The sequence below is a fragment of the Paenibacillus terrigena DSM 21567 genome, from assembly GCF_000374845.1.
In the GTDB taxonomy this organism is placed as follows: domain Bacteria; phylum Bacillota; class Bacilli; order Paenibacillales; family Paenibacillaceae; genus Paenibacillus_K; species Paenibacillus_K terrigena.
Window position 1 is genome coordinate 31556 of sequence record NZ_KB895425.1, and the last position, 15320, is coordinate 46875.

The 15320-nt window shown below is 44.3% G+C and carries 11 protein-coding genes; 1 reads left to right on the forward strand and 10 read right to left on the reverse strand.

The features are described from left to right. Positions 1 to 353 precede the first annotated feature (353 nt). Positions 354 to 746: a VOC family protein gene (locus tag C558_RS0125745; RefSeq protein WP_018759180.1), complete on the reverse strand. Its 393-nt coding sequence runs from the start codon at positions 744 to 746 to the stop codon at positions 354 to 356. Positions 747 to 1002: 256 nt separating this feature from the next. Here C558_RS0125745 and C558_RS0125750 point away from each other — a divergent pair, with 256 nt between their 5' ends. Next, a complete protein-coding gene (locus tag C558_RS0125750) occupies positions 1003 to 1488 on the forward strand; it encodes a hypothetical protein (RefSeq protein WP_018759181.1) in 486 nt (161 codons plus the stop codon). 125 nt (positions 1489 to 1613) lie between these two features. Here the strand turns inward: C558_RS0125750 and C558_RS0125755 are convergent, their stop codons facing one another. The 9 genes from C558_RS0125755 to C558_RS0125800 form a co-directional block, all read right to left on the reverse strand. Continuing rightward, positions 1614 to 1931 carry a tyrosine-type recombinase/integrase gene (locus tag C558_RS0125755; protein ID WP_018759182.1) on the reverse strand — a complete coding sequence of 106 codons (318 nt, stop codon included), beginning with the start codon at positions 1929 to 1931 and terminating at the stop codon, positions 1614 to 1616. A 394-nt stretch (positions 1932 to 2325) separates the two neighbouring features. Continuing rightward, the gene (locus C558_RS31925) at positions 2326 to 3072 is read right to left on the reverse strand and encodes a class I SAM-dependent DNA methyltransferase (protein ID WP_156826265.1); all 747 of its coding nucleotides are present in this window, start codon (positions 3070 to 3072) and stop codon (positions 2326 to 2328) included. A 613-nt stretch (positions 3073 to 3685) separates the two neighbouring features. Next, positions 3686 to 4615: a poly(ethylene terephthalate) hydrolase family protein gene (locus C558_RS0125765; protein ID WP_018759184.1), complete on the reverse strand. Its 930-nt coding sequence runs from the start codon at positions 4613 to 4615 to the stop codon at positions 3686 to 3688. A 500-nt stretch (positions 4616 to 5115) separates the two neighbouring features. Beyond that, positions 5116 to 5778: a cysteine hydrolase family protein gene (locus C558_RS0125775; RefSeq protein WP_018759186.1), complete on the reverse strand. Its 663-nt coding sequence runs from the start codon at positions 5776 to 5778 to the stop codon at positions 5116 to 5118. A gap of 184 nt (positions 5779 to 5962) precedes the next feature. Further along, positions 5963 to 6295 (reverse strand): VOC family protein, encoded by a 333-nt coding sequence (locus C558_RS0125780; RefSeq protein WP_018759187.1) that lies wholly within the window; start codon positions 6293 to 6295, stop codon positions 5963 to 5965. A gap of 207 nt (positions 6296 to 6502) precedes the next feature. Next, positions 6503 to 10780: a glycosyl hydrolase family 95 catalytic domain-containing protein gene (locus C558_RS0125785; RefSeq protein WP_018759188.1), complete on the reverse strand. Its 4278-nt coding sequence runs from the start codon at positions 10778 to 10780 to the stop codon at positions 6503 to 6505. 277 nt (positions 10781 to 11057) lie between these two features. Further along, on the reverse strand, positions 11058 to 13721 hold the full coding sequence (locus C558_RS0125790; protein WP_018759189.1) for a glycoside hydrolase family 38 N-terminal domain-containing protein: 2664 nt from the start codon (positions 13719 to 13721) through the stop codon (positions 11058 to 11060). Positions 13722 to 13739: 18 nt separating this feature from the next. After that, positions 13740 to 14570: a carbohydrate ABC transporter permease gene (locus tag C558_RS0125795; protein WP_018759190.1), complete on the reverse strand. Its 831-nt coding sequence runs from the start codon at positions 14568 to 14570 to the stop codon at positions 13740 to 13742. After that, entirely contained in the window at positions 14571 to 15236 is a 666-nt protein-coding gene (locus C558_RS0125800; protein WP_211220803.1) for a carbohydrate ABC transporter permease, read from the reverse strand. Positions 15237 to 15320 lie beyond the last annotated feature (84 nt).

Here is a 15320-nt window from a genome sequence, read left to right on the forward strand (position 1 = left end):
CTAGTACATTAAGCTAAACTGCCCGTTAGTTTAACAAAAATGGCATTCTGCTGCCGATGAGATTATATCGGGGAATGTAACATAGTTCTTGTTATTAGTCGGAAATGATATCAAGTTCTTGTCAAAACACCATGACAAGAACTTGATATCATAAAAATAAAAAGCCGCATAATCAACGGCTTCTAATATTACTATCTTTTTGTCACCCGACATTTGTTGATATCTTAAACGACAAGAACTTGATATCATTCCCTCCATCCATCCTCGAATGGTGGGTTGTTGATTATGCCCTTTGAGAAAAATACTTTTCTGATAAAGTGGTTATACAAGTTCGGTTGATCTATCAATTTAACCTACCATTCTACCGCGAAGAAGCGATTCCCACTCGGATCGAAGAACATGAAGGTCTTCCCTGCGTCATTTTCATAGATTTCATGAACAACGACACCGCTTTCAAGAAGTTTATTACGAAACTCTTCCATTTTATCTCCGACAACGACTTGCAATGAATAGTATGGGTTTTTGCGGAACCCAGGCTCGCCTGCATACCAAATGCTGTCCTTGTCCGGGTCGTGATCTTGGACAATTAAAATTTCTTGTTTGTTTGGAAGCCTTAATAATACCGGCCCTAGCCACCATACAACTTCGCAGTCGAGATACTTAACGTACCAGTCGACTGCTTGCTTCTGATCTGAAACAGGGATTGCGATGTCGAGCCGACTTACTATAGTTTCAGTTTTTTCCATAAAAGCCTACCTCTCGTATAATTTTCTATTTCTGATTTATAAATATTCAACATTGAGGCATATTTTCCCTTCACTGCTAGTTTTCAAGTGGTTTACTTTGATCTAGCGTGTCCCGTTAGCGCAACACGCTATTCACTGAGGAATCCCCTTTATAGGCATCTGCACAATCATATAGTTATTTACCTACATACTGTAAACCAGGTTATTTAACTTTGCGAATAGTGCATTATCTTTTAAAAGCAAAAGGAGATATTATATGACAAATTTTTATTCTTTTCACGGGACTATCACTATGATTAATGATTTTTTTACAGGTCAAACTGATGAAGGATGTTATAAATTCATATCTGTCGACAACGGATTGGGAGCATTAGTAAATTTCGTTGTGTCACCCAATACTTATTTTGTAGACCACGTAATGGTGTCAGTAGGAGATCAAGTGACTGGATATTATGACGGAAATGCACCTGCTCTTCTAATTTACCCTCCACAATATCAAGCAATTGTCATGGTAAAAAATAGCCCATATCAGAATGTAAAAGTAGATTATTTTAATACTGAGTTGGAGAGTAGTGATGGACGATTACAATTAAATATTTCTCCATATACTCAAATAGTATTAACAAATGGGCAACACTTTTCAAGAACCCCTGCGAACCGAGATCTAATTGTTATTTATGGACCTACCACAAAAAGTATCCCCGCTATTACCACACCCTATAGAATTATAGTTTTGTGTTAGGGGGCATGCTGTCCACTGCAGAGAATGGAATAATATTCATAATTCCTTGGATCAACTAGTCTGCCCTTTAGTTGAGTAACAGTTTTCTTAGGTGCATTTCATCTATACTCAATATTACAGAAATGCTAAAAAAACCGGCGGTAGAGTTCTCGTCTGCGTTCCCCGCGCAGCTGGGCATAAATTTGAGTGGTTGATGTTTTTTCATGCCCCAACATGCCTTGAATGAAATTAAATGGTGCTCCGTTATCAAGGAGCTGACACGCATAGGTATGATGAAAGTGATGCGGATATACATTTACTTCGAGTTCTCCCCGAGCAGCAAGCCGTTTTAATGCCGACCTGATCGTCTTTTCAATGTTGAAATTAGTTCCAATAAACGCAATGAATAATTCAGACAAGTCATTAGCATCTTCAATTCTTGCCTTTCTTACGTTTATATCCATACACTCATCTCCAACGATTTTTTTGTCATTATTTACAAGAATTTTCTATAACGTTTGTGTATCTATGGACTCGAGAGGCTTAAGGCGTAAACGGTACTGGGTCAAGTGGACTTAGCCTCGCTGAGCTAACTGCCTGTAGGTTAAGAACGAATGCGGTGATCGGTCAAGTATCTATGTTCTTGTCATTTTCGGAGAAGTATATAAGGTCTTGTCGTCTGACATCGGAGGACACATATCGTTAAAGGACAAGAGCTATGGGGTACGAAATCCTATATTTTATATTAGCCGCGCGGACCGATTGAAATATTAATGCGAAAAGTATGCTAAACTTAGGATCACCAAAAATCCCCTCGACCTGAGGGGATTTTTTCTATTGCAATGCATTACATCTCTCCTAACATTTCCTACAAACGCTAATGATAGATGAAGATGACGGAGAGAACGGCGTTTTATCCCAGTCAGCATATTGATGTTCTACGCGAAAGTCGTGACGGGTTAATAAAGAATGCAGCGTATCCTGACCCGTGAACCGACAAGCAATTCGGGAAGTTGTTCGCTTATATCCCCAATCACGCATCGTGACCCAATGCATGATATGCTGGCTAGCATCGTAACATTGTGTGCCTGATACCTTGACGTTATTCCCATCCTTATCCATAAATGATCCCCATTCTGTCTCCTCTTGATCGGATAAATCCGTTCCCTCCGGATTACGGGTCTCGAATGCAAAGATTCCATGGGGTTGTAAATGTTTGTGAACGGTCGTGAGCAAATCGATTTGATCTTGATCACTTAAGAATGCCTGAAATGCATTACCAGTCAAATAAATCATCGAAAATCGCTTGTCCGATTCGAAGGTACGGGCATCGCCTTCCATAAAAGTAACAGTCAACCCTTCCGCCTTCAACCGCGCATATGCGAGCATCGCTGAAGAGATATCTACACCGGTCATCGTTATGCCGGCTTTCGACAGGGGTATCGTTGTTAAGCCTGTACCACAAGCAAGTTCTAACACTTCCCCAGGACTCGATCTAGCAAGCTCAAGATAGAACTGATATTTGTCCATTTCACCGTCAAATTCAAGATCGTAATTTACCGGATCTTGATATTCCTCAAGATTGCTATGTTCAATCAACGTCATTCCCACTTTCATTTCTTGTTATAACATTTAGAAATGCCATAAATGAATCTATTGAATAAAATAAACACAATGTTGCATTGAGGAAAAATAATTTTTATAAGGAAAAACATGTGCTTATATAGACGCAGAAAGGATAATCGAAATGAAAACCCTTTCGCCAGCCATCGCGCTTATATTATTTTACTATTTTTTTGATAATCCATTTGGTAATAAATAGTTATAATCAATTTTTATCGAACCTTACATAACTACTCTTTAAGTCGATAATCATTACGTTATCCTGCCAGTTAACTTAATCAGTAAGTTATGATTACATCTTTTACGATTATTGACCTCACCTTCTCCCTGCCAAGTAGACAAGAATAAAGAGACACTATTATGCTGCGACCGTTTCTCGGTATTCCACCGGGGAACGGTCGTTTAGTTTTTTCTGAAAGTGTTCAAGGAAACGGATGCCCCTTATATAGCCTACGTCTCGGCCAATAACGACCGATTCAAAGAGAAGATCCGAGCGCTGGGTGTTGTGGAGGAAGAGGAATAGATAGCTGACTACTGAAAGGCTGCAGAACATGATTATGCTAACAGTAAAACCGGCAAACATGCCGTTTTTTTGTTATTGATGCACGAATTTATTATCATTCATATTTGCTTGTATAACGTCCACCCAATTTGTATTATGCATCATCTCGGAAGAATCCCCATGAAATGCCTTCATGGCTTCCTGATCATCAAGCAGCCAATATCTCATCCAAGCCGTCAAGTAACCCCTATGATTGCCACCATTACCTTCAATCGCTGTATGAGCTGCACCTTTTGCCATCCCCATCATAACAGGCGTACTTGCGTTAGTACTATGAAAGGCTAATTGATTCGTTGATACCGGTGAGATTAGAAAATCTCGTGTACCGCCCATAATGAGGAAAGGAACAGTAATACGTGCTGTATCGTACACATCTTTTGGATCACAATACTTCAAATCCGGGAGAGCGATGGATACAACCGTCTTAATCAACGATCCGCTTTTATAGTTGGTATGCGCATTAATGACCCCCGTAGACCCTTGAGAATGTCCCGCTACACCAATCTGTTCCATTTGTATTTTTTGATAAAACAAGCTGTTTGTTCGTTGGTTCTCATTTCTCAAATAATCAATAGCCTCCGCAATTTCTTTGCCTGTTCCTGTTGTCTTGCTATAGGAATCTATCACTATGAATCCCCAGCTAGCAAGATGGGTTAAGAGCTCATCATAACGATCAGGCGTGGCATCGGTTCCATTCCCCCAAGAAATAACAGGATAAGATTCGTCTCCTTGAAATGCTGGGTAGTATATTCTAAATAAAACCTCTCCGCTCGCACGCTTAACTTCTTCTACCTTTACATGGTAGCTTCCTTGCTGTGCATACCGCTGCTCAATGCTTCCTTCTGCAAGTTCGGGTACATTAGAGTGAATAATTATTTGCAAGAAAATTGTAATTGGAACTACAACGATAAGGACTAAAGCTGACAACCATACAATCCGCTTTCGTTTTTTCAAAACCAACATGCACGTGACCTCTACGATAGTCTATAGGTTTCTCTATCGTTTTCTCTGTTAAAATATGTTAACTAAAGGGATATACGTGAAAGATGTAGTTATGTTTCATTAAACAAGAAGATGTTCAGATTACAAACCTTATTCAAGAGAAAGAGCGTATTGAATTGTCAATGTCTGATTCTGCGGAGTTGACAAGTTTCGATAACATTAAGCTAATGGTTGAAGAAGCATTGCAGTTTAATGAGATTATTCGTATTGTTATTAATCGCTTTATCGAGAAGATTGTGGTGACTAAAGATAGTAAGATCAAACTTTAATATCATTATGCAGGGACGTCTAAAATAATGAATGAATTGATTAGTCACACTAATTAGATTCATGTTGTTGATGTCCCTCTCTTCCCCGCCAACAAAATCCATTACGCGGAAAGCGGTTTCACTTTAAGCCTGATTTGTATCTGCTGCTCCTGGACTACTTGAAGAGGCTTGTAAGGTAGGGTGATGGGTTAGTTAGCAATCGTCAGACAGCCCGTCCAAAAACGCTCTTTCGAACTCAATGGAAGTAGAAGTGTAACCGATGTCTGTTTCATACATTCGCAAGAAAACGAACCTCAACCATCCACCCTCGGGATTGTTAGCATCTCGAGTATCTGGGAATTCAAAAGAATCTGTGCAATCTCTCAGCATTACCACACGATAATTTTGATGGCGAGCTGACAAGCAAGTTTGGTACAAGCACGATTTGATATGGAATCCCACAGCAACTATTGTGTCAATCTTCCATGTTTTGAGATAGTAATCAAGTGGTGTGCCATCGAAACCATCTTTCCCCCATTTAGGAATAACAGGTTCGCTCTCTAATGGTTGTATCAGTGGATTAAATGTTGGAGTGACTGGTTTCCAACTATTATCTATGTGGTCTAATCCGTGTATTATAGTGGTCACATCATTGGGTCCACCAACGCCCGAAATGGCATCGTATAGGTAAACCACCTTTAACCCCATTCTCCGTGCCACATTGAGCGACAAATGAATTTGGTTTTCTATAACTTCCCTGTGGTTTCCCGCTTCATATGAATCAACTACCAGGAATGCAGTTTTTTCTGGATTAATAGGAATCCTCAAGTCGGGGTCTGAATTATATTTCCTGACAGGTAATTTGAAGTCAGCCATTTCGCAACCTCCATCATAGGAAATTTGTATAACTGATGATACCTGTGAACGTAGCGTAGTTACCTAGTACCTACAATATTTCCATATGTGTATTAGACATTCCTTCCAGTTACTTCAACAAATCAAAAAGGAGCCGCCTCAAGCAAGCTCCTCACTTTTGTGACCCGTCTAGCATAATAACCAATCATTTCAAAGGACCACCAATACAAAATCTATATCCATCAGGATCATAGACGAGGACTTCTCTCATACCATACGGTTGATTAACTGGTTCGGATTCTAATATTGCTCCTCTTGCCTTGAAGTCATCAAAAACAATGTCAACATCGTCGACCCAAATGTAAGATTCCATATATCCATTTACTGTGTGGTTAGGACGAATTAGTTCTTTATTTTCAGCTTCTTTGATTAAGAAACTTATTCCATCTCGTTCTACAAACTGTCCTTCAATTCTGAAACCAAGCTTTTCTCGGTAATATTCCTGGGATTGTCTTACATCAGAGACGAGTTCTAGCAATCCTTTAACGGAATGGAAATTTCAACATTATAAGGATGAAGTTCTTCATTCAAACAAAGCTCAATTCTTTGTTTAAAATTCCCTCAATTTAACAACTCTAATGCTGTTTCGATTGGAATTGGAAAATGAGAAGGAGATAATGAAATCTCCCCCCCTACTTGACTTTACAATCCCAAATTTCATTCAATCAACTTGTTGCATGATATTCTATTTCAGTATCGCTTTTGCTACGATTGCAAGGTCTACAATATCAATGGTACCGTCTTTATTGACATCCGCTTTTACGTTCCAACCCGCTTGGCCTTGTTGTTTGCCATAAGCTGCAGCAACGATAGCCAAATCTCCGATCGTGATTCGTCCATCTCCATTAACGTCTGCATTTATTTTTCTGGATTCAAACGCTTGAATCGCTGCTTGTAATTGAGCTTTTGCTTCATCTACCTGCTGCTGAGTGATATTCGAATCGCTTGCTGCTGTATTAGCCGTATCGATAGCAGACTGCAAGAGTGCTTTGGAACCCATCGCATACATGCCGTCTTCATTTCCTTCTATCGCTGCACTGTACATTACCTGAGCGCTCGCAATTAAGGCATTCAGCAACGATTTGTCTACAGAGATCTGAATTCGCACTTCACTGGAAGCTCCATTAATTGGAAGTTCGTTCCCTTCTTTGTTAGCAATGGCAACGCCGCTTACCGACACTGTCGTATTGGTAGCTTGGGTTACAGATTTGGACGTAAATTTAAAATTTAAGATATCGCCTTGAGGAATTACTCCTTGAGCCATAGTGCTGGCAGCAAGAACCCGAACATGCCCCGGTACGTTCTCCTTTTGGTCGATAATTTGATATCCGTCTTTGAGTGAGGTTACCGACTCCAGCTGCATATGATTCGGATCATAGTTTAGCGTCACATCTTGCGCATATACCTGCTGGTATTCATTTTGTGTCACATGGCTAAGTCCCATTTTGACTTCAAAGATTTGTCCAGGGTACACCTGCTGCGGACCTTGTAAAGTAGACAGAGGCATATTTTTCGGAATTAGCATGCGCAAAGTATACGTCTCTCCGGCTACGGTATTGAAGGTAACGGTAGTCTCGCTTTCCCAGTTGGGGGCGGTTCCGGTAGTGGTTTTGATTTCATGGCCAGATGAATCAAAGACATCGGTGCCCACAGCCCAAGGAGATGCGATCGTCAGAGGTTTGCCCGCCTCACTTTTGATGGTCACACTCTGCACCTCGTTAGAGGCTCCATCATAAGCAGCGGACACAACGAAGGCTCCCGGCGCGCGTAATCTGGCAAAGGATGCATTCTTTCCGCTCATCCAATTTGGGAACACCTTCATAACGCCCTGGTCACTCATGAGCAGCATGCTGTTGATCGCCTCGGTCGCACCGATCTTCTCCACGCCGTGTACACCATCACTGATTCGCAAATTGGGCTGAATCTGGGCTTTGATCGTGTTGGTCATATTCCCCAAGACTGCATCCGCGGGGTATCTGGAGCGAACCGCGTCGTTGAAGATTCTCGGGAAATTGTTGATCTGACTCCATGCCCTGGTGCCGAACACGTCGATCGTGTTTCTGGCGATCTGCAGTGCGCTATCCGAGGAGTAGTAACCTAACTGACCGCCCGGGACAACGATGTCCAGCGGGATGATATTTCCGTCACCTGGGACAGGATTGGCCAGATCTACCCACTGCCCGTTCTTCCACTCCTTTTCCGCGAGGGCATAGACCTGTTTGCCATTCCACACACTGGTCGGCTGTGAAGCGAGGTGATCGAAAAGATCCTGCCAATGCGCCCGCAGATCCGCGTCTCTGTCCAGCGTGACACTGGCGGCAATCAACTCAGATAAGACATTCTTGAGCGCCGCAAGTTCCACTGCGGGGTTTTTGGCCCACGAACCTTCGTTGTAACCGGCGTACAAGGTATACGTAGCGCCCGTCTTGTCGAGCCATGCATCATAGAAGTTCACACATTTCTTAAGATAGTCATAGACGTAGGTATTCAGATACGTTTCGTCCTGCGTATAGTGATAATACTGAATCAAAGGATAACTGCTGAAAGCGGCGTTGAGCGCCTCGGAGTGATAAGAATCATCCATGACGGTGCCCCACGGTCCAATACCCACCGGATACAAAACCGCGTCAGAGATTCCATTTTGCAGATCCGGACTGCTGTTGATGTAGCCTTCGTTGATGCGTCTGAGCTGATTCGGGTCCGCAGCGCGTCGCATACCCTCGGGCACGAAGCTCAACATCGCCTCTCCGGCCGGCAGTGACAGATCGGAGCGATTACTGGAGTTGGCTCCGAAAAACGTGGCGATGAAGTTGTAGTTGAGATGGTAATCGGAAGACCAGCTTGGATTGTCGGTGGTGTGCCATACCCCATAAAGTCCCGGGGCAACTTTTCCAGATCTGGCGGTGCTACCAAGGAGATACTGCGCCCCGTAATAGTATTTCTGTACGTCGGCGTAGTCCGGGATGTTGATGTAGGAGGCAGACCAGAAGTTTTTCCACCAGCTTTGATGATCGGCCCGCAGTGTCTCAACATCCTGAGCGCCATTGATCGGCGACAGCTGAGCGCTCGCCTCGGAGACCGGATCGGTCGCGAGAAGATTGTTCTTTGCGTCGTAGGTCTTTCCTCCGCCGCCGATCGCCGTGACAATTTGCACCGTTTGACCCGCATCTAGCGTAAACGCCGTACTACCTGTGCCTTTCAAGTTGTTGACAGAGACGGTGCTTTCGGCGCCCAGCACCTTGGTAGCCAGAGCCGCCTTCGACGTCCATGAGTTTGAATTAAGCGGCGCGTTGTTGAACGTTGCCCTTGTGGCTACCGCATTTCCATTAACTTTGTCGGCAGTGGCCGGGAAGCTTCGGTTGTCCGCCTTACCCCAGGTGTTCACCTCCAGGTCCACCGGCTCGGATCCTAAAGACGTGAGTTCAGTAACCAAGATGTTTTTCGAGGAGGATAGCCATGTTTGCATCGACAGATTCACGCCGCTGATACTCAGCTTGGTCTGAATCTGAGCGTTCAAGATATCCTGCTTCTCGTACGTCGGTGTATTGCTGAAACGTTTGCTGTAGAGTTCCAGCTCATGAATACGCAGTACATGCTCTTTGCCTGCCTCAGCAGATGCTTTAGTGACCCACAGCCTCACGTAGCGCGCCGTGGCCGGAGCCGCAAGATTTCTGTTGACAATAGCTGCGTCGTTGCCTGTCACAGCGTCCATATTGACCCACCCACTCTGTGTTGTGACGTTGTCCCAGGTAATGCCGCTCTCGTCAGGCAAGTATTGCAGCGCAAAATCTTTGGTGTTGCGAGAGATAGGTTCGCCAGCCAAGCTTGCATTATACATACTGTAACTGGCAATCGACTTCGACTCTCCTAAATCGATAATCGCCCAGTGTGGCGTTGCAAGATTTGTAGTGGAGCACCATTTCTTATTGACATCATTAGATATGCCGTCAACCAGCAGCTCCGGACCGAAGCCGGACAAGAAATCGTCAACCTTCACTGGCCGATTCTGCGCAATGTTCGGATTTCCTTGAAGAGGTGTTGTTTGCTGCGGACGCTCATAGAGTTCAAACTGTCCTATTCTAGCGCGTGGATTGGGATCGGTGTTGCTCTGCTGCAGCGGATTGGTGATGTACAGCCGGAAATGCGCGGAAGTGACCGGAGCGGTCAAGTTCGCGTCATACACATCCTTTGTGTTGTTGTCGACCACGGACACATCCGTCCACACAGCGTCCGGACCGCCCGTTTCACTGACTTGCAGGCGGAAAGCGCTCGTGTTGTTCATGCTGAAACCGCTGCGTACCGCGCCATCGTTCTTGACTACCCAGCGCTGTACGGTGATCGGCGCAGTATACTCGAGCTCCAACCAGTGGGTACTGCCGATCTTAGTCACCCAGCCATAGCCACTGGGGGAAGACTGCATATTGCCGTTTACAGCGGTGGCCGGATAGAAGGCGTCATGATATGTACTCGCAGAGACAGCTTTGTATGTCGGGGCCAAATTCGGATTATTGTTATTCTGAACGGTTTTCTGCTGGATCGTGATGCCGCCGATGGGCAGAGGTTTGGTCAGATTGTCTCCACTATTAAACACGCCTAGGAGATTTCCCGCCGATACGAAGTCCGACTTTGAGATCAGGAACGTTTTCTGCTCTTTCGCCCCTGCTGAAGTTATACCCACATCGCCGTTGCCAAGCAGTGCCGTGTTGGGCATTTGGTCGGTATAGGCGCCAATGTAACTGTCGCCATTCCATTCACCGTAGATCTTACCTACGATCTCACTGATACTTCCCCACTCCTCTGTACTCGCTGTTTCTGCGAATTGATTTACCGGAACGACATCTCTTAATGCTTGGGTGTCCTTGTCGTCAGCCGCCAGCGCGGATTGCAAATTCCAGACTGACGCGCTTAAACAAAGACTTAGTGTCAGCGCCAGAACCCGTCTCCGTGTTTTTGACAATTCCATTGCATCTCCTCCTGATTGATTAGATTTGTCTTGCGATTCAAATCAAAAAGGCGCTAAAACCGTATGTATCGATACGTTGATCCGCCTCCTTATTGCTATTGTAAAATCACCCTAGATTTACAAATAGTGAAGAAATTAACGATTCACTATAAATTCTAATCAATAAAAATTAATATATATAATAACTATCACCCTATTAGAAAACGGTTTCAAAGAAAAATAAAAAAGCTTGAATATAGAGATAAAACATATCCCCTCATTCAAGCAAAGAACCACATTATGAACTCAAAGCGTCGGCCAGCCTAATCAATAGATGCATCATTTCTTTTTCTTCAAGCGAAATATTTACACCATGCTTCTGAACAACAGGAATTTCGGATCGCAACTCCTCTAGAACATTCGTTTTGTACACAGCTTCGATCTCTCTATCGGGAAAAGCAATCTTAAAGTTCGTTTCTTGATCTCTACAGTTACTTAAACGAACAACTATGCCAGAGCCATCCTCTGATCGTTTTACATCGAATACTTGGACCCCTTCTCCGTTCATCTCGATAAACTGCCCGGATAACTCTTCTTTACAATCGATAACCGGAAACGTCAATACCGGAGTAACGGTTTGGATAGCCCTAGCCATCGCAGTATCAGGATCGAAGGTTCGGAATGTAGATAAGACATAAGTGAATGAGGCAAACCCAGGTTGACGAGCTTGGAAGTTCGTATCCCAGTAGTTGTTCATTGGCCATGCAAGCAGCAGTGGATTCGCTTTCCTCGGTACATGCTCCTGCTCTTTACCGAAGTTGAAATCTCCCACTTGGACAAGCGGAGCATCCGGACAACTCATAGTCACACCAAACTGGTCGTCGTAGACCGACACGCTTTTATCGACAGTAAGATAATCTCTGCATACGCCCGGAAGTTGTTGGTCATCCAATTCCACGAGTTGTCCGGCCGTATCGTAATGGCAGCGCCATGCTTGCAAGTTCAACGGAATGGCAAAATAAGTTCCTTCAGGCGTTGTGATATCCTGTTTGTTGAAGGCGACTTTGATCTCGATATCCGCGAGATAACTATAAAAGGTAAATCTTTGCTCCAATTGTTCGACGCCGGGCGCATCCCATCTTAATATTAAGGTAGCGCTATGCGCGCTGCTCTCTACACTGCAAGATTCTAACCGTGTATAGGATTGTCTCTTGGCTTTCCAGTCATGATTCCAGTCGGTAATGCTGTTATTCCCATTTTCAATATTTCGGGGAAAAATGGCACTGCGGTTGTTCGAATGATAGATCGGATCAACGGTTTCCTGTACGTACTGGAATAATGTCCAAGGACTGCTTGCATCTAGGACTTCCCAATCTTGCTGTTTATCGTATAGTCTAGTGATTCGGCCAGTTAATGGGTTATAGTTGCACACATGAAATGGTGTTTCGATTGTACCTTGTCGCGTTAAAACCTTACGTTCCCAGGGCCCTTCACCAGCGGTTTCAATGATACCCGGATCCGTTAGGATCTCCTCGGACCGCGGCGCTTCTTGTAAAGTTCGAATCGGAATCTTGCGCCAACTGAAAGGAGGAAGTTGAACCGTTCCATAACTCGTTCCTGGATGATGGGTGTCGTTGTTCATTAATACATGACGCATTCGGTCTGCGTTCAGATGTCTCCCTGCAATCGTAAAATTGGATGGAATCCGAATGTCGTGTGTTATCGGCACCGAAGAAGGATTGATGAGCAGTATCCCTTCAGGTTCTTTCGACTGCAGCGGATTGTTCGCCAGCTTCTCCAATTGCGCGTTTAATAAATATCCCGTTAAGCTATTCGCCTGATAGGCATAATGCGCCTTATGGATGTGCTGAATCTTGACATTAAGATGATCCGGCTCCGAAATTGAATTAAACGCCCCCCAGGTATGCTCATCGTAAAGATATATTTGCTCCCATGCCTGTTTCTTGATCGATAGATAGGAGGCACCCGTCTCCGGTTGAAACGCATCCAGCATTTCGACAGCCTTCATCCCCTGCTTCGTTCGGCGATTCAGCTTGACTTCTTTGGCAGAGCTGCCGGAACCAAAGTTCCAGTAATCCGTCCAGTCCCCGGCATGCGTCGGCAATACTGCTGCATGGGCTCGAACTTTCGCATAGAGCTGCTCCGGCGTTACGAACGAGATGGTTTGCTCGCGCTGCTCTACATTCCATGCTTTAAGAAGTCCAGCCAATTCGCGATCCGGTGGATTGTTGTCGTAAAGTGGCAAATTCGTCGCGGTCAAGTAAACAAAGTCGAACGGGTACTCCGGATTCGCTTCGATTTTATGAAGATATTTAGCTAGCCCTTCAGCCACTATGTGTGTATCTAGTGCATTAACGTCGCAGATTTGGCTGAAAAGCGAATAATGTTCACCATTAAAGGTAAGCAATTTTCGACGGTCAGGAGTTGCCCAATGGAACGCATTTGGTCGATTAAAGGGAACGCCGCCAAAGTGAATATTGATGCCCATGATAAAAAATTCTACGCCAGCATCCAAAAGAAGTTGGCTATATGGCCACGGCTGACCGTTAATATCATGGTGAATAGCCGTCTTGATTTCGATATCGAATTGGCTGCGTAATTGGCGGACAGGATACAGCATTTTCGCCATTTCTTCAGCTGAACATAGCGGCGTCGTATGCATAAAAGAAGCGGAGATACTCATTTGTCCGTTATGCAAATAGTGCTTGAACCGGTCGACTTGACCCGCCTTCGCCGTTTCCAGCCAGCGCAGCACGGGATAGCTGGACTCGCAGGTCCATCGAAACTTGTTAACTTCCTCCCAATCTTCTGTCATCTCGCACATGTCCAGCGCTTGATCGATATACCCTTTTTGCATTTCCAGCAATATGGGTTGTGCATGCGTATATCCGACATCCAGGTGACTATGATGCAGCACGAGCACCTCTTTGATCTTTGACATCCCTTTTCTTCCTTTCTATTATCCTTTTAATGAGCCTGATGTGATGCCTTCCACGAATTGTTTCTGCAGCGCGAGGTACAACACGATAATCGGCAGCGAGGCCAGAAACATCATAGAAAACATTTGCCCCCAATTAACCGAGAATTGACCGATGACGCGATAGATGCCCGCCGTGATTGTTGTTCCTTTAATCGGTCCGATAATGATAAGCGGATTCAGAAAATCATTCCAAACCCATAAGCCGATGAAGATGATGACACTCGATGTACACGGCCCAAGCAACGGAAAGATTATTTGCCAGAATGTTCTTAGCGGTCCTGAGCCGTCGATTGAAGCCGCTTCGTCCAGTTCACGCGGTATGGTACGAATGAACCCGGAATACATGAAGATGCCAAAAGGAACATAGTAGCCCATGTAAAAAACGATAAGGCCAACCTTCGAACTCATTAAATGCGTTGCCATTAACACTTTAACGACTGGTATCAGAATAATCGTCGTGGGCACCATGAGTCCGAATAGAAAAAAGAGAAGCAGAAATCTCGTTTTTTTGCTATCGTTCCGTACTATGTAATAAGCGACCATCGACGAAGAAACGATGATAACAAGCAATGAAATGGAGGTAATCACGACGCTATTCCACATGCTCGTGAACAACAGCTGATCCGGTCTGGTGATGATGCCTTTTAGATTTTCCAGAGTGAAGCGCGTCGGAAAACTGAGCGGATTGGCCATGATTTTGTCGTTTTCTTTGAATATATTAACGAGAACAAGGTATAAAGGGAGGAAAAACACCAACGTGATGCAAATCGTAAATATTTTATGAGCTCTAGACAACCATTTGGAAGACATTTAATATTCAACCTCCCTGCGCTTCAACAAGGTGACGACGACAACGGAAATGACGCCGATCAGAAGGAACAATACGACAGCCATGCTCGATGCATATCCCATTTGATTTTCGTTAAATCCCATGTTGATGATTTTCAATGATATGGTTTCAGTCGTCGTTCCCGGGCCACCGTTCGTTAATACGACAACCTGGTCAAAAACTTTGAAGCTCGAAATCAACAACATAACGGTATTGATCGTAATTCCCGGTGCAAGCAGCGGAAAGGTAATATGCTTGAATTTCTGCCACTGGTTGCATCCATCTATTTTAGCGGCTTCGTACAGGTCGCTCGGAATGCTTTGCAGCGTTGCAAGGAAGACGACTGTGCAAAAACCCATGGATTGCCAAACGATAACGGCGATAATGGAGTAAACAACTATACTCGTATTCGCAAGCCAGCTCGTTCCGTCCAGACCGATGTATCCCAACAGCTTATTAAGTACACCATCATCGGTTAGAATGATCGACCAAATAAATCCGACAATGATGGGGCTTAATACTTGAGGCGTGAAAAAGACGGTTCTGGATGCGTTATAAATCCAACCTTTGAAGTTTACCAACAAAGCAGAAAGCAGCCCTAACCCGTTTGAGACCAAAGTGACGATGATTGCAATTAAGCAAGTCACGTAGATAGCATGGCCGAACTCACCGTCTTTTGCGAGATCTTTATAGTTATCGATCCCAATCCAATTAAAATCGGGATACAACGG

Coding starts and splice junctions, on each gene's coding strand:
- C558_RS0125795 (WP_018759190.1), bottom strand. CDS start 14,570: ATGTCTTCCAAATGGTTGTCTAGAGCTCATAAAATATTTACGATTTGC.
- C558_RS0125790 (WP_018759189.1), bottom strand. CDS start 13,721: ATGTCAAAGATCAAAGAGGTGCTCGTGCTGCATCATAGTCACCTGGAT.
- C558_RS0125785 (WP_018759188.1), bottom strand. CDS start 10,780: ATGGAATTGTCAAAAACACGGAGACGGGTTCTGGCGCTGACACTAAGT.
- C558_RS0125755 (WP_018759182.1), bottom strand. CDS start 1,931: ATGGATATAAACGTAAGAAAGGCAAGAATTGAAGATGCTAATGACTTG.
- C558_RS0125765 (WP_018759184.1), bottom strand. CDS start 4,615: ATGTTGGTTTTGAAAAAACGAAAGCGGATTGTATGGTTGTCAGCTTTA.
- C558_RS31925 (WP_156826265.1), bottom strand. CDS start 3,072: ATGACGTTGATTGAACATAGCAATCTTGAGGAATATCAAGATCCGGTA.
- C558_RS0125775 (WP_018759186.1), bottom strand. CDS start 5,778: ATGGCTGACTTCAAATTACCTGTCAGGAAATATAATTCAGACCCCGAC.
- C558_RS0125745 (WP_018759180.1), bottom strand. CDS start 746: ATGGAAAAAACTGAAACTATAGTAAGTCGGCTCGACATCGCAATCCCT.
- C558_RS0125750 (WP_018759181.1), top strand. CDS start 1,003: ATGACAAATTTTTATTCTTTTCACGGGACTATCACTATGATTAATGAT.